The organism is Chitiniphilus eburneus (assembly GCF_005048205.1).
Classification (GTDB): Bacteria; Pseudomonadota; Gammaproteobacteria; order Burkholderiales; family Chitinibacteraceae; genus Chitiniphilus; species Chitiniphilus eburneus.
Map to the genome: position 1 here is coordinate 417717 of NZ_SUMF01000001.1, position 18635 is coordinate 436351.

Below are 18635 nucleotides of genomic sequence, written 5' to 3' on the forward strand. Positions count from 1 at the left end.
CCTCAGCGGTAGACCGGATAAAAGCTGGTCAGCCGTGGATAGCTGCGCGGCTCGTGCGATGGCCGGGCCTGGGCTTCCACCGGCAGTGGCCGCATCTGTGGCAGCGATTGCAGGCGGGAGGACGCCGCCACCGCCCAGACATCACGGCGCGCCTCGAATTCGGCTTTCAGCCCGCCGCACAGTGCATTGCGCATCCAGATATGCGCGGGATCGTGATGCCGTCGCGCATGCCAGTACAGCGACAACGATATCTGTGGCAGATCGAACGGCAGCGGCACCACCTTGAGGCCACGCCGCGCTTCCGCCGCACGCAATACCAGCTCCGGCGCGGTAAGCAGCATGTCGCTTTCGCTCAGCAGATCGAATGCCGCTGCGTATTGCGACAGTTGCAGGTTCACCCGCCGTTCGCGGCCCAGCGCGCTCAGCCGGGCATCGACCATCTGGCCCAGTTCCTGCCCCAGGCGCAGTTGCAATTGCGACGCGGCGCAATAGGCATCCAGCGACAGCTCGCCGTCGCGCAGCGCGGGGTGATCGACGCGCAATGCGCACATCACGCGATCGCGACAGACCAGCCGCTGGTAGACATCCGCCGGGGCATCGAACGCCAGCCCGAGCGCCAGGTCCGGCCCATCGTCGGACATCGCCTCCAGGATATGTGCCTCCCAGGGAACGATCTCCAGCTCAAACTGCGGCGCTTCATACAGCAGGGTACCCAGCACCGCCGGCAACAGCGCGTGTTCGGCACTGCCGGCACAGGCAATGCGGTAGCGGGCACGGGCAGTGGCGGGACAGAAATCCTCCGGCACCACCAGTTGGTCGATCTGGCGCAGGATGGTGGACAACGGCGCGCGTAGTGCTTCGGCGCGCGGCGTGGGCGCCAGCTTGTTGGCGGCGCGCACGAATAGCGGATCGTCGAACGCTTCGCGCAGCCGCGCCAGCGAGCGGCTCATTGCCGACTGCGTCACCCCGAGCGTTTCGGCGGCGCGGGTGACGCTGCCGTGCGTCAGCAGTGCGTGCAGGCTCAACAGCAGGTTGAGATCGAGTTGGTGCGTGGCCAGCATCATTGTTCCCTCCGGTACCACCGCCTGCGTACCGCGTCGCTTCGAGGTGGCCCCTCGCGCGCGGCCGGTCGGCCTGTGGCGAATACTTGTAGTCGTGCTTTTTTCAATACATTAAACGCTTTATGACAAGCGGGCATAGCACCTGCCCATGCGTCTCGCGCATGACCGGCATGCACAGCACGCCTCAGGCCGCGCCGCTGTTGGCGTTGCCCGTGCTCCGGCGGTGTGGCGCCAATAACCGTCACGACAATCTGAGTCAAACCGAAGGCCACGCTGCATCGCACCATCGGCCCGCCCCATGCCACCGACCGTCCGGCGCCGTGATGTAGCTCTCCCCCACGGACTACACCACCGGTTTTGCCTTGCTTGTCCCAGGCAATCGGCACTGCGGCGATGAACGGCACATCCGCAGTCTGGCGACGCCATCCTCCCGGCACATGCCTGCGGCGCATCCCCGACATGCGCCATCAAGGCTGTGAGCTGCCGGAACACTGCGTTTAAATGAATCCGCTCCCGCCAATCTGGGCACTTCCATCTTCTTGTCCGCCCCGCTGCATGCGGGGCTTTTTTTTTTGCCGCGCCATGCGGGGGACGCATGACAGGCATGCGCCGCCAACGGTTCCGCCCGGCCAAAGGTCGCCCGTAGATTGAAAAACAAGCCGCCACGACGCGACCGGCACCCCGGCGCAGCGGCTCGCCAGGCCGGCCGCGCCGCGACCGGGGGCACCCAACAGGAGAGAGGAACGATGAAGCACACCCTGATCGCCGCAATGGTCGGCGCGCTGCTCGCCAGCGGCGGCGCCCATGCCGAAAAGGTCAAGATCGAGTTCTGGACCATGAGCATGAAGCCCCGCTTCGATGCTTACTTCGAAGACGTGGTCAAGCGCTACGAAGCCCAGAACCCCGATGTGGACGTGGTGTGGACCGATTTACCCTGGGACGTGATCCGTTCCAAGTTCACCGCCGCGGTCGCAGCCGGCCAGCCGCCGGCCCTGGCCAACATGAACGTGCAATGGGCCTACGACTACGCGGTATCCGGCGCGATCCAGCCGATCGATGCGCTGCTGGGCAAGGATCGCGGCATGTACACCGCCGGCGCACTGGCCGATGTGACCTGGAAGGGCAAGACCTACGCCTTTCCCTGGTACAACTCGGCCGACATCATGGCGGTGAACGTCACCATCTTCAAAAAGGCCGGCCTGGACCCCAACAAGCCGATCCGCAACCTGTCCGAGCAACTGAAGATGGCGACGCAGATCCGGCAAAAGGCGGGCGTCGCCGGCTTGGCGCCCCGCCTGGGCCGGGTGGAAAGCGTTTTCCTCGGCGAGGGCCTGCCGGTGCTGGAGAACGGCAAAGCGGTGTTCAACTCGCCCAAGCATGTGGCGTTGCTGCGCGAATTCGCCACCGCCTACAAGGCCGGCGCGCTGCTCAAGGACAACCTGTTCGCCGAGGACAACTTCCAGGTATCGATCGCCGCCTATAACGGCGGCCGCCTGGGCATCCTGGAAACCACGCCCACCGCGCTGACCCGCGTGCGCGACGACGCCAAGGACATCTATGCCGTGACGCTGGCGCAGCCGGTGCCGCCCGGCGCCACCGGCGTGGTCAAGGGCGGCTGGCTGATGGACTTCGTCGTGCCCAAGGGCGTCGATGCAAAGTTGCTGCCGCAGGTGGGCACGTTCGCCAAGTTCCTGACCAACGACGCCAACCAGTTGGCATTCTCCAAGGCCACTGGCGGCACCTACCCGTCGGTGAAACAGGCCGCGCTCGATCCGTTCTTCCAGGATGTACCGGCCAATGCGGGGGCCGTGGAAAACGCCCGGGCCATCGGCGCGCGCAACCTGGAGAACGTGCGCACGCTGGCGATCCTGGGGATCGACGACCCGGCCCCCTTGCTGCGCCGCCTGCGCGAGGAAACCGAAGCCGCCGTCACTGGCCGCAAGGATCCCAAGGCAGCGATGGACGCCGCCGTGACGTTCTGGAATGCGCAACTGAAGAAGTGATCCACGCGGGCCACCCGGGCTTGCGCCCGGGGCGGCCCGCCGGGGCACCGCCCCGCCACAGCGAGACCCTCATGGATAAGAACGCCCTGACCCGGGACGTGCGCGCCTACCTGTTCCTGGCGCCCGCGCTCATCGTGCTGTTCCTGTTTTCCTTCTGGCCGGTGGGGCTGGGCGCGCTGCTCGCCTTTACCCGGGTGGATATCTTCAACCTGGCTGGTTCGCAATGGGTGGGGCTGGACAACTTCCGCACCCTGTTCGACGACCCGGTCTTTCTCGGCAGTATCCGCAACACGCTGCTCTACCTGCTGGTGGTGCCGTTGATCCAGGTGGCCGCGCTGGCGCTGGCCGTGCTGGTCAATACGCAGCTACCGGCGATCCGGCTGTTCCGCACCGCGTTCTTCGTGCCCGTGGTCACCTCGGTATCGGTGGTCGGCATCATGTGGGGCTGGATGTACAACGAGGACGGCATGCTCAACCAGGTACTGGCCTGGCTGCGGCTGATCGATGCCCCGGTCGGCTGGCTGTCGGACGAACGCTTTGCGTTGTTTTCCGTCATGTTCGTCACCTTCTGGCGCGGGCTGGGCTACTACATGGTGCTGTACCTGGCCGGCCTCCAGGCAATGCCGCAGGAAGTGGAAGAGGCTGCGCTGCTCGATGGCGCCAATCGCTGGCAGCGTTTCTGGCGCATCACCGTGCCGATGCTGCGCCCGACCATCCTGCTGTGCACGCTGCTCTCCACACTGGCCGCGATGAAGGCGTTCGAGGAGGTGGTGGTGATGACCGGTGGCGGCCCCATCGGCAGCACCTACACGCTGGCGTTCTATGCCTACGACATGGGTTTCCGCGCCTTCGATTTCAGCCGCGCACTGGCCGCCAGTCTGGTGGTATCGCTGATCGGCTTCGTACTGGCGTGGTTCAACTTCCGCTTCTTCCGACCCGATTCCCGGTAGTGCCGCCATGGACCCAAGACTTCTGGCCAGGGCGCATCCGTGGCCCGCAATCGGGCGGCCGCTCCCTCTTTCCCCACCGCGCCCGCTCGTGCCCGCCGGGCCATCGATAACCGCCGCTGGAGGCACCCCATGTTGAAACGCATCCTGCTGAACTGGACGCCGCGCTATACCTTGCTGGCGCTGGTCGGCCTGTTCACCACCTTTCCCTTTCTCTGGACACTGTCCACCGCGCTGGGCGACGGCGGCAACATCTACGCCTTTCCGCCGCAGATGCTGCCCACCGAACCCACGCTGGCCCACGTGGAAGAAGCGCGCCGCGTGATCCCGCTGGATCGCTTTTTCTGGAATTCGGTGTGGATTTCCGCCTGGACCGTGTTCGGCACGCTGCTGATCTCCAGCCTGGCCGGTTACGCGCTGGCGGTGATGAAGTTCCGTGGCAGCAAGTGGGTGTTCCTCGCGGTACTGACCACGCTGATCCTGCCGTCGGAACTCAACTTCATCGTCAACTTCATCACCGTGACGCAGTTGAAGCTGACCAACACGCATACCGGCGTGGTGCTGCCGCTGCTCGCCAACGCCTTTGGCATCTTCCTGCTCAAGCAGGCGTTCGAGGAAATCCCCGCCGAGATCCTGGATGCCGCGCGCATCGACGGCGCGGGCGAGTGGCAGTTGTTCCTGCGCGTGGCGTTGCCATTGGCGATGCCGTCGCTGGCCGCGCTGGGCATCTTCACCCTGGTCGCCACCTGGAATGCCTACATCTGGCCGGCGGTGGTACTGCAAACACCCGACGAGTACCCGCTGGCGGTGGGCGTGCTCTACCTGTCCGGCACTTTCGCCGCCAAGACGCGCGTCATCGCCGCCGGCACGGTACTGACCATCCTGCCGGTGCTGATCCTGTTCCTGCTGGCGCAGCGCTACTTCATGCGCGGCCTGGACGGCGCTGTGAAGTAGGGCGTGTCGTCACCTGTATCACGACAAGCCCTAGGGCATGTCATCAAATGTTTCGCGACAGCGCTGGGCCGAAAAAACACCAGCCACCAGGCGCATGACGCAGGCAATAACCGGTTATTGGCAAGGAGTGCAACGCAGTGGATGGTGTTTTTTCGGCCCAGCCCTGCGGGTTTGGGGCATTTCGGGCGCCGCGCGACGTCGCAGGCCGCTTGCGGTATCCATACCGCAGCGCGCCCAGCGCCTGGCACGGCATCCCGAACTGCACCGAACGCTGTCGTGAAACATCTGATGACACGCCCTGACCACCCGCGAACAAAAAACCCAAGGAGCCAGAACATGGCCGCAGTACAACTCCGCAACATCCGCAAGGCCTACACCCGCGACCACTACGTCATTCCAGGGCTGGACCTGGATATCGAGGCCGGCGAGTTCATGGTCTTCGTCGGCCCCTCCGGCTGTGGCAAATCGACCCTGCTGCGCATGATCGCCGGGCTGGAGGACATCACCGACGGCGAGCTGCATATCGCCGGCACGCACGCCAACGACATACATGCCTCGCGGCGCGGCATCGCCATGGTGTTCCAGAGCTACGCCCTGTACCCGCACATGAGCGTGTACGACAACATGGCTTTCGCCTTGAAACTGGCCCGGACACCGCCCACCGAAATCGACACCCGCGTCACCCGCGCCGCCGAGATACTGCAAATCACCCACCTGCTGCAACGCAAGCCCAAGGCCCTGTCGGGCGGGCAGCGCCAGCGCGTGGCCATCGGCCGCGCCATCGTGCGCGAACCCAAGGTGTTCCTGTTCGACGAACCGCTGTCGAACCTGGACGCGGCGCTGCGCCTGCAAATGCGCGTGGAGCTGGCCAAGCTGCACCAGGAACTGGGCACCACCATGATCTACGTGACACACGATCAGGTGGAGGCGATGACGCTGGGCGACCGCATCGCCGTGTTCAATGCGGGGCGCATCGAACAGATCGGCACGCCGCTGGAGCTGTATCACGCGCCGCGCAATGCGTTCGTCGCCGGCTTTCTCGGCTCGCCGCGCATGAACCTGCTGCCCTGCACCCTGGAGCGCGACGCACCACAGGGCGCTCAGGTGGCTCTGGCGGGCGCTCTGGTCGCCACCCGGCGCGATGCCTCCACGCAGCAGGCAGGCGCGGCGCTGACGCTGGGCATCCGCCCCGAGCACGTCAGCGTGGTTGCCGGCCCGCAGCCGGGTGCGATCGCGGCGCGCGTCGATCTGATCGAGCACCTGGGAGATGTCCTGCTGGGCTACGTGGAAATCGCCGGCGTGCCGCAGATCGTGACCGTCAAGCTCCAGCGCGAGGCCCCCGTCGGCGCCACCCTCCACCTGCTGTTCGACGCCGATGCCTGCCATCTGTTCGACGCGGATGGGCGCGCCCTGCCCGTTCGGGGCAACTGAGCATCGCCGCCGCAAAACTTACGAACAAACGTGCGCCCGTACACGACGAGCGGCCGGGTGGCCGCCCGCGGGAATGGCGCACTGCGGCACCCAGGACAAAACAGGATAAATCCGCTTCTCATAAAATCTTACGAATCATCAAGTTAGCCCGTCAAAATTCTGGCCCTGCCGCGGGTTGCGTGGCACAATCCCGCCGCTTCCGCTCCGGCCGTCCTGACGGCACGGGCTGCGGAAGCGGGCTCTCGCCCAGCCCGCCCCTGCCCAGTTCGCCTATAAGGAGTTGTCCATGAAACCGGCCCTCGCGGTGCTGCTCACCGGCGCCTTGTGCGTCAGCACGCTCGCCCACGCGGAAAAAATCCGTATCGAATTCTGGACGATGAGCCTCAAGCCCAAGTTCGACAGCTATTTCCAGAAGATCGAAAAAGACTACGAGCGCGCTAACCCCAACGTCGATATCGTCTGGGTGGACCACCCATGGGACAAGATCATGCCGCGCCTGCACGGGGCCATTGCCGCCGCACAGCCGCCCGCGCTGGCCAACCTGAACGTGGAATGGGCCTACGACCTGGCGCAACGCCGCTCCATCGTCCCGGTGGACAAGCTGATGGGCGCCGACCGCGCCATGTATATGCCCGGCGCGCTGGCCGACGTGACCTGGGAAGGCAAGACCTACGCCTTCCCCTGGTACAACGGCGTGAGCGTGCTGGCCGTCAATGCCGATCTGTTCCGCCGCGCGGGGCTCGATCCCGACAAACCGATCCGCACGCTGGACGAGCAGCTGGCCGCCGCCAAGCAGATTGCCGAAAAGACCGGTGTGGCCGGGCTGGCGCCCGAACTGGGCCTGCCGGTACGTATCTTCATGGCCGAAGGCCTGCCGCTGGTGGAAAAGAACCGCGCCGTGTTCAATTCGCCCGCCCACGTGGCGCTGCTGGAAAAATACGTGCTGGCCTACAAGAGCAAGGCGCTGATCCACGACAAGGCCGCACTGTTCGGCGAAGACAACTTCCAGGCCGCCATCGCCGCCTACAACGCTGGCAAGCTGGCCATGCTGGAAACCGCGCCCACCGGCCTGGCCCGTGTGCGCGACGACGGCAAGGCCGTCTATGCCAAGACCCGCGTGCTGCCGGCGCCGCAAGGCCCCACCGGCGTGGTCAAGGGTGGCTGGCTGTTCGACTTCGTGGTGCCCAAGGGCGTCGATCCGAAGGCGCTGCCGGAAGTGGCCAAGTTCGCCAAGTACCTGACCAACGACGCCAACCAGTTGGCGTTCTCCAAGGCCACCGGTGGCACCTATCCGTCCGCGACCAAGGCTGCGTTCGATCCCTACTTCCAGCAACTGCCCGCCAACGCCGGTGCGGTGGAAAACGCACGCGCCATCGGCGCGCGTAACCTGGCCAACGTGCGGACGCTGACGCTGCTGGGTATCGACGACACCGAGCCGCTGTACCGCAAGCTGCGCGAGGAAGTGGAGTCGGCCGTCACCGGCCGCAAGACCGCCAAGGCGGCGTTGGATGCCGCCGTCGTGTTCTGGAACGACAAGCTGTCCAAAGCACGCTAGGCGCCGCTCGAACCCGCGCACCTCGATGCCGACCGCCCTGGCCTGACCGGGCGGTTTGCTTTCGCGGGGGACCGGCAACCACACACTTTTTTCCACGCGCCGGGGCATGTCGAACCGCCTGTGCGGCGAAGCCGCCAGGCGGCACTCATCGCCGCCCGGCGCATAACGAGTACAATCAAGGCAACGGCCGCACGTTACAGACGCGGCCTTTTCTTTTACAGACAAGGAACCGGCATGGCCATCACCGTCAACGGCGTCGCGATCAGCGAGGCCGAAATCAACGAAGCAGTCGAACAAGCCAACGACGCGCCCGGCGCGCGTGATGCGATCACCCAGGAACTGATCCTGCGTGAGCTGCTGACCCAGCAGGCCCGCAAGGAAGGCATCACCAACCCGGACGCCGACGCCGCCATCGGCGAATTGCTGGAAGCCAACATCAAGGTGGAAGCACCCAGCGAAGCCGATTGCCGCAGCTTCTACGAAGAAAACCCGCAGAGCTTCGTGCGCGGCGAGCAAGTGGAAGCCGCCCACATCCTGTTCGCGGTGGAAGACGCCACCTCGGCCGGCCTGGTACGCGCCCGCGCCGAAGGCGTGCTGGCAGAAGTAAAGGCGGAGCCGTACAAGTTCGCCGCCGTGGCGCGCGAGCAATCGGCCTGCCCGTCGGGCAAGCAGGGTGGCGAGCTGGGCCGTTTCGGTCGCGGCCAGATGGTGCCGGAGTTCGAAGCCGCCGCATTCTCGCTGAAGGAAGGCGAAGTCAGCCCGGAACTGGTGGAAACCCAGTTCGGCTTCCATATCATCAAGGCCGGCGCCAAGCATGGCGGCGAAAAGGTGACCTTCGAGGAAGCGCATGAGCGCCTGGCCGGTTTCCTGACCGAAATGGCCAACCGCCGCGCCATGAACGAATACCTCACCCGCCTGGTGGGCGAGGCTAAGGTGGAAGGCTATACGCTGCCGACGCCCTGATCGCCGGACCAGCCACAGCGCCGATCCCGCCGCAGCGATGCGGCGGGATTTTTCGTTTCCGGGGTGGCGCAATGGGCAGCCTCGGCCATTGAAACCCGCGCCGTCGCCCACATCTTTTTGATAAACCGTTCCAAGCCTGCCCCGGATCCTCATGCCCACCTCGTCGCTCCCCGAATCCGAACGCCTGCCCGCAGCCGGCGCCGACGCCCTGTCCGCGCTGGCCGATCCCACCCTTGCCGATCGCGTGGCCAGCGCCCGTTTACCGACGCGGCATGGTGAGTTCATGTCGCATGTCTACCGCTCGCGGCTGGATGGCGTGGAGCATGTGGCGCTGACGCTGGGCGATCTGGAGGGCCAGGAAGGCGTGCTGGTGCGCCTGCACTCGGAATGCCTGACCGGCGACATTTTCGGCTCGCTGCGTTGCGACTGCGGCGAACAACTCGAACTGGCACTGCATCGCATCCAGGACGAAGGACGCGGTGTATTGCTGTACCTGCGCGGCCAGGAAGGGCGCGGCATCGGCATCACACATAAAATCCGCGCCTACGCCTTGCAGGACCAGGGGCTGGACACGGTGCAGGCCAACGAAGCGCAGGGCCTGCCGGTGGATGCGCGCAGCTACGAAGCCGCCGCCTTCATCCTACGCGACCTGGGCCTGTGCTCGGTGCGCCTGATGAGCAACAATCCGCGCAAGATCGCCGCGCTGGAAGCCGCCGGCCTGCCGGTGCTGCAACGCGAAGCGCACGAGATCGCCGCCAACGCCGAAAACCGCCGCTACCTCGTCACCAAGCGCCAGAAGCTGGGCCATCTGCTGGAACTCCCGCGCCGCACTGGCGACTGAGCGGGAGCGCCGCCCTCGCCATCGCCGTATAGTGAGGGAAGTTTCCATCGCCGTTCCGCCCGCAGCGTGCCCCGCGCGGTGCGCCGCCTTCGGGCCGGCGATGCGCTGCCGCCGCGTTGGCCCGTCCACTCGTCGAGACGGGATCGAGGAACCCAGCCATGCCCGATACCGCTACCCGCCCCCCCGCCTTGATCGACCGCTACGGCCGTCGGGTAAGCTACCTGCGCGTATCGGTCACCGATCGCTGCGACCTGCGCTGTGCCTACTGCCTGCCCCAGGGTTTCCACGGCTACCAGGAGCCGGCGCACTGGCTGACCTTCGATGAGCTGACACGGCTGGTGGGCGCCTTTGTCCGCCTGGGGGTGGGGCGCGTACGGTTGACCGGTGGCGAACCGCTGCTGCGGCGCGACCTGCCCCGGCTGGCGCAGCGGCTGAAAGCGTTACCCGGCCTGGCCGACCTTTCGCTGTCCACCAATGGAACCCAGCTCGACCGCCACGCCCACGCACTGAAGCAGGCGGGAGTCGATCGCATCAACGTCAGCCTGGATTCGCTGGATCGTGCCTGCGTCACCGATATCACCGGCCGCGACACGCTCGCCGCGGTCATGGCCGGCCTGGGCGCCGCCCGCGCTGCGGGGCTGTCACCCATCAAGCTCAACATGGTGGCGCTCCAGGGCGTGAACGATCACGAGATCGAACGCATGGCCGAGTTCTGTTTCGCCCACGGTTTCATCCTGCGCCTGATCGAAACCATGCCGATGGGCCACACCGGGCGCGATGCGCGCCACCTGGACCTGGCGCCCGTGCGCGAGCGACTGGTGGCACGCTTCGGCCTGGAGCCCGAAGCGCTGGAGCTGGGCGGCGGCCCGGCACGCTACTGGCGCACCGCCGACGGGGACGGCCGTATCGGCTTCATCACCCCGATCTCGCAGCATTTCTGTGCAAGCTGCAACCGCGTGCGGCTGGCCGTGGATGGCACGCTCTACCTCTGCCTGGGCCAGGAGGACAAATTCGAGTTCCGCCCCTTGCTGCGCGGCGGAGCCAGCGACGCCGAACTGGCCGACGCCATCCACCATGCACTGCAACGGAAGCCCGAGCGCCACGAATTCCGTGAAGCGCCCGACCGCATCGTGCGCTTCATGTCGCAGACCGGAGGCTGATCATGCGCCGGTTGCCCATCTGTTTTCCGACTTCACCTCTGGATCGCCCATGCTGACCGTAGACCTGGCCCTGGAACAATTGCTGGCTGCCGCCCGCCCGCTGACCGATTGCGAAACGGTGCCGCTCACCGCCGCGCGCGGGCGAGTCCTCGCCACACCGCTGACCTCGTCCATCGACGTGCCCGCCTTCGACAACAGTGCCATGGATGGCTACGCCCTGCATGTGCCGGACTTCGCCGCGCCCCCCGTCGAGTATCCGCTGACACAGCGCATCGCCGCTGGCGAGGTCGGCATCCCGCTCGCCCCCGGCCAGGCCGCGCGCATCCTCACCGGTGCGCCCATTCCGCCGGGCGCCAACGCCGTGGCAATGCAGGAGGACTGCATCGCCGGCGCGGAAACGGTGCACGTCAACGTGCCGCCACGGCGCGGCCAGAACATCCGCCTGGCTGGTGAAGACGTCGCGCGCGACCACGTGGTACTCGCCACCGGCCTGCGGCTGCGCGCCGCCGAACTGGGCCTGGCCGCCGCAATCGGCGTTCCCGCGCTCAGTGTGCTGCGCCCCTTGCGTGTGGCCTTGCTCTGCACCGGCAACGAACTGGTCGAGCCCGGTACGCCGCTCACGCCCGGCAAGATCTACAACAGCAACCGCTACATGCTGCGCGCGTTGCTGGAAGACCTGGGCTGCATCGTGACCGACTACGGCATCGTGGCCGACGAGCTGGACCTGACCACTCGGTTGCTGGCCGAAGCGGCACAGGACAACGACGTGGTGATCTCCACCGGCGGCGTCTCGGTGGGTGAGGAGGATCACGTACGTGCCGCCTTGCAGACGCACGAATGGCTGGCGCTCTGGAAGATCGCCATGAAGCCGGGCAAGCCTTTCGCGTTCGGCCGCATCGGCGAGGCGGATTTCATCGGCCTGCCCGGCAACCCGGTTTCCAGCTTCGCCACCTTCGTGCTGCTGGTACGTCCGTTCCTGCTGGCCCGCCTGGGCGTATACGAAACCCTGCCGCACCTGTGGCTGCCGGCTGGCTTTTCCCGCAACCGGGCCATTCCGCGACGGGAGTTCCTCCGCGTACGCATCGAACACGGCCTGGCCGTGCCTTATCCCAACCAGAGTTCGGGCGTGCTGACCTCGGTGGTCTGGGCGGATGCCTTCGCCGTGGTGCCGGAACACAGCGTGCTGGTGGAAGGCGACCCGGTACGCATCTTCCAGTTGTCGCTGCTCGACCACTGATCGCCCGACGCGGCGCCACCAGTAGGCGCCGCGCAGCGGTTATGGACGGTGGCGCATCTATGATTACCGCATAGACGGGGCGGTTGGCCCCAGGTGGCAATCATCGAGAAGCGGGCCGCCACCGAAGCGGCCCGACAGTGGGGGTTGATATGAAGATCGATGCCGTCATCCTTGCCGGGGGGCGCGGCCTGCGCATGGGCGGCGAGGACAAGGGGATGATCCGGCTGGCGGATCGCCCGCTGGTGCTGTGGGCCATCGAAGCCCTGCAACGCCAGACGCTGCCACTCGACCACATCCTGCTGTCGGCCAATCGCAACCTGGCCGAATACGCCCGCTTCGGGCATCCCGTGTTGCACGACATCTACGACGACTACCCCGGCCCGCTCGCCGGCATCCACACCGCCCTGCTCGCCTCGCCCGCCGAGTACCTGCTGGTGATGCCGTGCGACGTTCCGTTCCTGCCACCGGATTTCGCCGAGCGGCTCCATCGCGGTCTGACGGAGGCCAACACACCCGCCGCGGTGGCACAAAGCGAGAACGGCCGGGTGCACCCGACACTGTGCCTGTTGCGACGCGGCGTACTGCTGTCGCTGATGGAGCGCCTGGGCTGCGGTGGCAACCGTGGGCTGGGCGACTGGCTGGTGACACTGGCGCCGGCCTACGTCGAATTCCCCGACACCGCCTTTGCCAACCTGAACACGGCCGAAGATCTGGACAACGCCGAGCGCTACCTGGACACCTCCGGGCAATACCTGACCCACTTCGACACGGCCGGCAACGCGCGCATGGTCGATGTCGGCGCCAAGGAGGAAACCGTGCGCATCGCACGTGCCGAGGGCCGCCTGTATGCCGATGCCCGGACCATCTCGCTGATCCGTTCCGGCGGGAACAAGAAAGGCGACGTGCTGGGCGTGGCACGCGTGGCCGCCATCATGGGTGCCAAACAGACCGCCGACCTGATACCGCTGTGTCATCCGCTGCCGCTGACACGGCTGGAGGTGACATTCAATGTCACCGACGACAGCGTACGTTGCGAAGCGATCGTCGAAACGCTGGCCCGCACCGGCGTGGAGATGGAGGCGCTCACCGCCGTCGGCATCGCCTTGCTCACGGTCTACGACATGTGCAAGGCCGTGGACAAAGCAATGCGCATCGACGGTATCCGCCTGCTGGAAAAGCAGGGTGGACGCTCGGGGCACTGGCAGGCGCCACAATCCTGATCCCCCTGCGCCGGCCCCGGCGCCCGGCCACCGGGTTTGGTCGGGCCAGCGTTCGCCTGTAGACTTCCACACCTGAGCAACCGTCCCTCCCCCGCAGCATGGAACCCGTCCGACTTTCCAAACGCATGGCCGAACTGGGCCTGTGCTCCCGGCGCGAAGCCGATGAATACATCGCCAAGGGCTGGGTACGCGTCGATGGCGTGGTGGTGGACGTGCTCGGCAGCAAGGTGCTGCCGACACAGCGCATCGAACTCCAGCGCCAGGCCCAGGCGGCCCAGGCACAGCGCGTGACCATCCTGATCAACAAGCCCGTGGGCTATGTCTCCGGCCAGGCCGAAAAGGGCTACGAGCCGGCGGTGGTGCTGATCAAGCCGGACAACCTGTGGGCCGGCGACAAGAGCGGCCTGCGCTTCTCGCGCGATCACCTGCAAGGGCTGGCGCCCGCCGGACGGCTGGATATCGATTCGGTGGGCCTGCTGGTGCTGACCCAGGACGGCCGGGTGGCCAAGACACTGATCGGCGAGGATTCCGACGTCGAGAAGGAATATCTGGTCCGCGTGACCGGCCGCCTTCCGCCCGACGGGCTCGCGCTGCTCAACCATGGCCTGTCGCTGGATGGCGAGCGCCTCAAACCCGCCCGGGTCGAGTGGCAGAACAACGATCAGTTACGCTTCATCCTGAAGGAAGGCAAGAAGCGCCAGATCCGCCGCATGTGCGAGCAGGTGGGCCTGCGCGTGGTCGGCCTCAAGCGCATCCGCATCGGTCGCATCACCCTCGGCGAACTGCCGCAGGGTAAGTGGCGCTATCTGCGCTCGGACGAACGCTTTTGAGGACCTGGGTGCTCGTTCCAACCCACATTGGTATTCAGAGGATTGCCAGGCCCCCGGCAAAGCCGGGCGCGCACCTGAAAATGAGTGCCGGCAGCGGTCCCCCCTGTTCCATTCCTGCTCCCCCCGCCCTCGCCGCCGCGAGGAAGCCTCGCTTCGCTCGAAAAACTGGGATGCACGCGCCAACCCAGATCGGTATTCAAGGGATTGCCAGGCCCCGGGCAAAGCCGGGCGCGCATCTGAAAATGAGTGCCAGCACCGGTCCCTCCTGTTCCATTCCTGCTCCCCCCGCCCTCGCCGCCGCGAGGGAGCCTCGCTTCGCTCGAAAAACTGGGATGCACGCGCCAACCCAGATCGGTATTCAAGGGATTGCCAGGCCCCCGGCAAAGCAGGAGACACACCTGAAAATGAGTGCCAGCACCGGTTCCCCCCGTTCCCCTGTGAGCAGCGCTCGCTTCAATCGCAACTTGCGCTCAGCTATGGCGGTAAGGCCAACGGCCTTATCTACCCCCATTGCGAGAGGAACCCACTGATGTCGCGCGCCGATGTGCTGTTGGTCGAATTGGGCCTGGCCGCCTCGCGCACCGCGGCGCAAGCGATGATCGCGGCCGGAAGGGTGACGGCGGAAGGCAAGCCGGTGAGCAAGCCCAGCCAGAAGCTCGATGCTGGCATGCACATCGACCTGGCAGCCGATGACGCGGATCGCTTCGTTTCGCGCGGTGGGCTGAAACTGGCGGGCGCGCTGGCGCATTGCGGGCTGGACGCGCGCGGCTGGCTGGCGCTGGATATCGGGCAATCCACCGGCGGCTTTACCGATTGCCTGTTGCAGGCCGGCGCGCGCCGGGTACTGGGGCTGGAGGTCGGCCACGGTCAGTTGCATCCGCGCCTGGCAAGCGATACCAGGGTGACCACGCTGGAAGGCATCAACGTGCGGCATGTGCTGCCGACTGACCTGGCGCCCTATCTGGACGAGCGGGTCGATGCCATCGTCGGCGATGTATCGTTCATTTCGCTGACGTTGGTCCTGCCCGCGCTGGCCGCACTACTGCCGGAGGGCGGCAGGCTGCTGTTCCTGGTGAAGCCACAGTTCGAAGTGGGGCCACAGGCGCTGGGCAAGGGTGGCATCGTGCGCAACGCCGCCCTGTATCCTCAGGTGGAAGCACGAATCCGTGCCGCCGCCGAAACAGCAGGCTTCGAGGTTCTGGACTACTTCGACAGCCCGATCACCGGCGGCGATGGCAACCGGGAGTTCTTCATCCACGGCGTGAGGCGCCTCGCAGCCGAGGCGTAAGGCCGCTTCACGCGGCCACCGCCGGTTCCCACGTGCTTAACGCAGCGGCTGCTTCAGTGTCGCGAAGAATGCCTTCGCCTGCTCCACTTCCTGCAACATCGCCGCCACCGCCGGTACATTCTGGTAAGGCAGCGGCATCTGCCCGAACCAGTCCAGGTTGGCCGGATAGGCGTACACCGCCTCGTGCATCAGCCGACGCGCCTCGGCCTCTTCGCCGCGCAAGGCGTGCAACAGCGCTGCCTTGCCCAGTTGCGCCGGGTAAGGACGCACGCGATTGAGCGGGTCCAGCACCGACAGCTTCCAGTCGATCTCGCTCTGGTTCGCCACCACGTAGTTCGATAACGCAAAGTCGGCGTAGAAGTCGGTCAGTGGATGTCGGCGCATCGCTTCTAGCCGCAGGATCTGCTGCATGCTTTCGGTCGGGCTCTTCGAAGGCGTCATCAGCGGCCAGATCAGCATGTACGACTGCACACCGACGAAGGTCAGCGCCAGGCCCAGCGCACCGAACACCACCGATACGGCGCGCGCCGCGCTGTCCGGCAGGCGCCACGAGGGGGCCGCATCGTAGAAGACGACGCAGAACAGGACGAACGGCCCGAGGTAATGGAAATACCACAGCGGGTATTCCACCAGGCTGTGCAGCAACGACACCGACAACAACGCCGCGCCCAGCCAGACCACCGGCGAATCCGGTCGGCGCCATAGTCCGACCACGCCCGCCACCAGCCCGGACAACACGCAGAGCGCGCCAACGACGCCGGTTTCGGCCAGCAGGTTGAGCAGCGAATTATGGCTATGGGTGAACAGCTTGCTTTCCATCACCCGTGCCAGCTCCGGCGCATCGTGCAGCGACACGCTATAGGCCGGGTAGCTGCCCCAGCCCACGCCGAGCAGCGGATGTGCCAGGAAGGCGAGCCACGCTTTGTGCCACTCCGCCAGCCGGCGGGCGCCGTTGGAGCCGAGCCGTTCCAGCGCGGTCGGTACATTGTGATCCTGGCCGATCAGCAGCGCGATCAGGTCGTTGAGCAGCGGTGTGAACACTTGGCCCGCCAGCATCGCCAGCGCCGCGCCGAGCAGATAGCGTCCGAAGCGACGGGTTTCCTCGTCGCGCACACGCCAGCCCGCCAGCCCGCCCAGCACCAGCCATGCGCCGGCATAGAGCAGCACCGAGCGCGAACCACACCACGCCAGCGAAATGACCAGCCATGTGGTCATCGTCCAGAACACCCAGCGGGGCACTTGCCGACGCGCGCCCAGCCATGCTGTGCCGGCCAGGCCCCACGCCAGGTAATGCCCGTACATATTGGCCTGGCCGATGGTGCCGTATACCCGGCCGCTGCCGGAAAGCAGCTTGTCCACCACTTGCGGCAACGCCATGCCGGAGTTGATGAGCGTTCCCATCAGCAGACCCCAGGCCAGCGCGTCCAGCAGCGGCATCCAGCCATACGCGTCCTTCGCACGCGCCAGCGCCAGCACCGAGAGCGCGCCCACCACCAGATAGGCGATGGGAATCAACCGGAGCGACCAGTAGGGCGTATCCAGCACCACGCATTGCAGGCCGATCACCATCGCCAGCGTCAGCCAGGGCCAGGCCATCCACGGCACGGGAGCACGCTTGCCGTCGCGCGGCAACGCCAGTGCGGCCAGCACCAGCAAGGCGCTCAGGCCAAAGGCGGCCACTTCGGACGGGAAGACGGCATTGGGCGAATACTTGTAGGGAATCGCAAACGGCAGCGAGACCAGCAGCACCAGCAAAACCTGGAAGATACGCAGTGGCATGAACAGATGCCCTGGAGGGAAAACGCGCAGTGTAACGGGCCGTGCGGGGCTTGCCTGTAACCGCTTGCTGTATGCGGCGCCTCGCCCCTGAGCCCGCTTCGCGTCAGGCCTGCCCGCCCAGCGGTGCGCGGCGCCCCACCCATCTGGCAACCACGCAGCCCAGTTCGAACAGCAGGCACAGCGGGATTGCCAGCATGCATTGCGACAGCACATCGGGCGGGGTGACCACGGCGGCGACGATGAAGGCGCCAACGATCACGTATGGGCGCCATTCGCGCAGCTTCTCGACGGTGACCACGCCCAGATGCACCAGCACCACCACCGCCACCGGCACTTCGAAGGTGAAGCCGAAGGCAACGAACATGCCCAGCACGAAATCCAGGTATTCGCCGGAGTCGGGCAGCCATTGCATCGACGCCGGCACCACGCCGGCGATGAAATGGAACACCGTGCCGAAGACAAAGAAATAGGCAAACGCCATGCCCAGCAGGAACAGCAGCGTGCTCGACACCACCAGCGGCACCACCAGCCGCTTTTCGTGCGCGTAGAGGCCGGGCGCGACAAAGGCCCAGATCTGATACAGCGTGTGCGGCAACGTCAGGACAAACGCCGCCATTGCCGCGATCTTCACCTGAAGCAGGAATGGCGAGGCGATACCGATCGATACCAGCTTCTGGTTGGGCAGCACGCTGGCGAGCGGCGCCACCAGCAGGTCATAAAGCTGGCCCGAAAAATAGAAGCAGGCAAAAAAGGCGGCAAGGAACACCAGTGCCGTGCGGACCAGCCGGGTACGCAACTCCAGCAGGTGGACCAGCAGCGGTTGCAGGTCGGCGCTCATCGGCGGTCCCTCTCCGGCCCGGCCGGGGGCGCAGGATCAGCGAACAAGTCGAGTTGCCGCTCATCGCGCTCGGGGGCGTCAATGGCCGGTTCGGCCTGCCCGGCGGGCGGCGGAACGGGTAGCGGTGGGGAAACGGCGGACACCTGGGGCGCGGGTGCCGGGGTGGGCGGCGCCTGTTCCAGCGCGGCCAGCTCGCGATTCAGCCCGGTGATTTCCTCGCGCGCATCGCTGAGCGGCTGGTGGATGGTCTGACGCAGCGCGTCGCCCTCCTCGCGCAGCTCGGCTTCGATCCGCGCCAGCTCGGTCTGGCCGATTTCGCGGTCGAGATCGGCCTTCACGCTGGCGGCGAAGCGCTGCGCGCGCCCCAGCAGCGCACCCAGCGTGCGCGCCACCTTGGGCAACCGTTCGGGGCCCAGTACCACCAGCCCCACGGCGCCAATCACGATCAGCTCGCCGAAACCCACGTCGAACACGACATCAACCCTGGAAAGAATTCGAAAGCCCCGGCAGTGATTGCCTGGGGCGGAA

The 18635-nt window shown here is 66.2% G+C and carries 16 protein-coding genes; 12 read left to right on the forward strand and 4 right to left on the reverse strand.

The genetic code is table 11. The annotated features are described in order from the left end of the window. Positions 1–2 precede the first annotated feature (2 nt). Positions 3–1064, reverse strand: coding sequence for a LysR family transcriptional regulator (locus FAZ21_RS01930; protein ID WP_136771581.1), 1062 nt, complete (start codon positions 1062–1064; stop codon positions 3–5). Positions 1065–1807: 743 nt separating this feature from the next. Between FAZ21_RS01930 and FAZ21_RS01935 the strand changes: the two genes are divergently transcribed. From FAZ21_RS01935 to FAZ21_RS01990, 12 genes are all read left to right on the forward strand, one after another. Continuing rightward, a complete protein-coding gene (locus tag FAZ21_RS01935; protein ID WP_136771582.1) occupies positions 1808–3064 on the forward strand; it encodes an extracellular solute-binding protein in 1257 nt (418 codons plus the stop codon). A 71-nt stretch (positions 3065–3135) separates the two neighbouring features. After that, positions 3136–4014 carry a carbohydrate ABC transporter permease gene (locus FAZ21_RS01940; protein ID WP_136771583.1) on the forward strand — a complete coding sequence of 293 codons (879 nt, stop codon included), beginning with the start codon at positions 3136–3138 and terminating at the stop codon, positions 4012–4014. Between the two features lie 129 nt (positions 4015–4143). After that, positions 4144–4965 carry a carbohydrate ABC transporter permease gene (locus FAZ21_RS01945; RefSeq protein ID WP_136771584.1) on the forward strand — a complete coding sequence of 274 codons (822 nt, stop codon included), beginning with the start codon at positions 4144–4146 and terminating at the stop codon, positions 4963–4965. 336 nt (positions 4966–5301) lie between these two features. After that, positions 5302–6396 (forward strand): ABC transporter ATP-binding protein, encoded by a 1095-nt coding sequence (locus FAZ21_RS01950; protein ID WP_136771585.1) that lies wholly within the window; start codon positions 5302–5304, stop codon positions 6394–6396. Positions 6397–6682: 286 nt separating this feature from the next. Beyond that, on the forward strand, positions 6683–7951 hold the full coding sequence (locus FAZ21_RS01955) for an ABC transporter substrate-binding protein (RefSeq protein ID WP_136771586.1): 1269 nt from the start codon (positions 6683–6685) through the stop codon (positions 7949–7951). 234 nt (positions 7952–8185) lie between these two features. Further along, on the forward strand, positions 8186–8914 hold the full coding sequence (locus FAZ21_RS01960; RefSeq protein ID WP_136771587.1) for a peptidylprolyl isomerase: 729 nt from the start codon (positions 8186–8188) through the stop codon (positions 8912–8914). Positions 8915–9065: 151 nt separating this feature from the next. After that, positions 9066–9755: a GTP cyclohydrolase II gene (gene ribA / locus FAZ21_RS01965; protein WP_136771588.1), complete on the forward strand. Its 690-nt coding sequence runs from the start codon at positions 9066–9068 to the stop codon at positions 9753–9755. Between the two features lie 158 nt (positions 9756–9913). Then, complete coding sequence (moaA, locus tag FAZ21_RS01970) at positions 9914–10915, forward strand: GTP 3',8-cyclase MoaA (protein WP_136771589.1); 1002 nt, start codon at positions 9914–9916, stop codon at positions 10913–10915. A gap of 49 nt (positions 10916–10964) precedes the next feature. Beyond that, a complete protein-coding gene (locus FAZ21_RS01975) occupies positions 10965–12152 on the forward strand; it encodes a molybdopterin molybdotransferase MoeA (RefSeq protein WP_136771590.1) in 1188 nt (395 codons plus the stop codon). A 149-nt stretch (positions 12153–12301) separates the two neighbouring features. Further along, positions 12302–13372 carry a cyclic pyranopterin monophosphate synthase MoaC gene (gene moaC / locus FAZ21_RS21150; protein ID WP_136771591.1) on the forward strand — a complete coding sequence of 357 codons (1071 nt, stop codon included), beginning with the start codon at positions 12302–12304 and terminating at the stop codon, positions 13370–13372. 98 nt (positions 13373–13470) lie between these two features. Beyond that, positions 13471–14202, forward strand: a complete 732-nt coding sequence (locus FAZ21_RS01985; RefSeq protein ID WP_136771592.1) for a pseudouridine synthase — start codon at positions 13471–13473, stop codon at positions 14200–14202. Between the two features lie 529 nt (positions 14203–14731). Next, the gene (locus FAZ21_RS01990; protein ID WP_136771593.1) at positions 14732–15490 is read left to right on the forward strand and encodes a TlyA family RNA methyltransferase; all 759 of its coding nucleotides are present in this window, start codon (positions 14732–14734) and stop codon (positions 15488–15490) included. A gap of 36 nt (positions 15491–15526) precedes the next feature. Here the strand turns inward: FAZ21_RS01990 and FAZ21_RS01995 are convergent, their stop codons facing one another. The 3 genes from FAZ21_RS01995 to tatB all read right to left on the reverse strand — a co-directional run bounded on the left by FAZ21_RS01995 (position 15527) and on the right by tatB (position 18580). Further along, positions 15527–17269: a PglL family O-oligosaccharyltransferase gene (locus tag FAZ21_RS01995; protein WP_169307208.1), complete on the reverse strand. Its 1743-nt coding sequence runs from the start codon at positions 17267–17269 to the stop codon at positions 15527–15529. A 103-nt stretch (positions 17270–17372) separates the two neighbouring features. Beyond that, positions 17373–18107 carry a twin-arginine translocase subunit TatC gene (gene tatC, locus FAZ21_RS02000; protein WP_136771595.1) on the reverse strand — a complete coding sequence of 245 codons (735 nt, stop codon included), beginning with the start codon at positions 18105–18107 and terminating at the stop codon, positions 17373–17375. Further along, positions 18104–18580: a Sec-independent protein translocase protein TatB gene (gene tatB, locus FAZ21_RS02005; RefSeq protein WP_169307209.1), complete on the reverse strand. Its 477-nt coding sequence runs from the start codon at positions 18578–18580 to the stop codon at positions 18104–18106. The genes tatC and tatB overlap by 4 nt, the downstream gene beginning before the upstream one ends. Between the last annotated feature and the right edge of the window lie 55 nt (positions 18581–18635).

What these genes read in the sequence shown, in the direction of transcription:
- FAZ21_RS01935 (WP_136771582.1), top strand. Translation starts at nt 1,808, where the DNA reads ATGAAGCACACCCTGATCGCCGCAATGGTCGGCGCGCTGCTCGCCAGC.
- FAZ21_RS01950 (WP_136771585.1), top strand. Translation starts at nt 5,302, where the DNA reads ATGGCCGCAGTACAACTCCGCAACATCCGCAAGGCCTACACCCGCGAC.
- moaA (WP_136771589.1), top strand. Translation starts at nt 9,914, where the DNA reads ATGCCCGATACCGCTACCCGCCCCCCCGCCTTGATCGACCGCTACGGC.
- FAZ21_RS01930 (WP_136771581.1), bottom strand. Translation starts at nt 1,064, where the DNA reads ATGATGCTGGCCACGCACCAACTCGATCTCAACCTGCTGTTGAGCCTG.
- FAZ21_RS01990 (WP_136771593.1), top strand. Translation starts at nt 14,732, where the DNA reads ATGTCGCGCGCCGATGTGCTGTTGGTCGAATTGGGCCTGGCCGCCTCG.
- FAZ21_RS01985 (WP_136771592.1), top strand. Translation starts at nt 13,471, where the DNA reads ATGGAACCCGTCCGACTTTCCAAACGCATGGCCGAACTGGGCCTGTGC.
- FAZ21_RS01975 (WP_136771590.1), top strand. Translation starts at nt 10,965, where the DNA reads ATGCTGACCGTAGACCTGGCCCTGGAACAATTGCTGGCTGCCGCCCGC.
- FAZ21_RS01945 (WP_136771584.1), top strand. Translation starts at nt 4,144, where the DNA reads ATGTTGAAACGCATCCTGCTGAACTGGACGCCGCGCTATACCTTGCTG.
- moaC (WP_136771591.1), top strand. Translation starts at nt 12,302, where the DNA reads ATGAAGATCGATGCCGTCATCCTTGCCGGGGGGCGCGGCCTGCGCATG.
- FAZ21_RS01940 (WP_136771583.1), top strand. Translation starts at nt 3,136, where the DNA reads ATGGATAAGAACGCCCTGACCCGGGACGTGCGCGCCTACCTGTTCCTG.
- tatC (WP_136771595.1), bottom strand. Translation starts at nt 18,107, where the DNA reads ATGAGCGCCGACCTGCAACCGCTGCTGGTCCACCTGCTGGAGTTGCGT.
- FAZ21_RS01960 (WP_136771587.1), top strand. Translation starts at nt 8,186, where the DNA reads ATGGCCATCACCGTCAACGGCGTCGCGATCAGCGAGGCCGAAATCAAC.
- FAZ21_RS01995 (WP_169307208.1), bottom strand. Translation starts at nt 17,269, where the DNA reads ATGCCACTGCGTATCTTCCAGGTTTTGCTGGTGCTGCTGGTCTCGCTG.
- FAZ21_RS01955 (WP_136771586.1), top strand. Translation starts at nt 6,683, where the DNA reads ATGAAACCGGCCCTCGCGGTGCTGCTCACCGGCGCCTTGTGCGTCAGC.
- ribA (WP_136771588.1), top strand. Translation starts at nt 9,066, where the DNA reads ATGCCCACCTCGTCGCTCCCCGAATCCGAACGCCTGCCCGCAGCCGGC.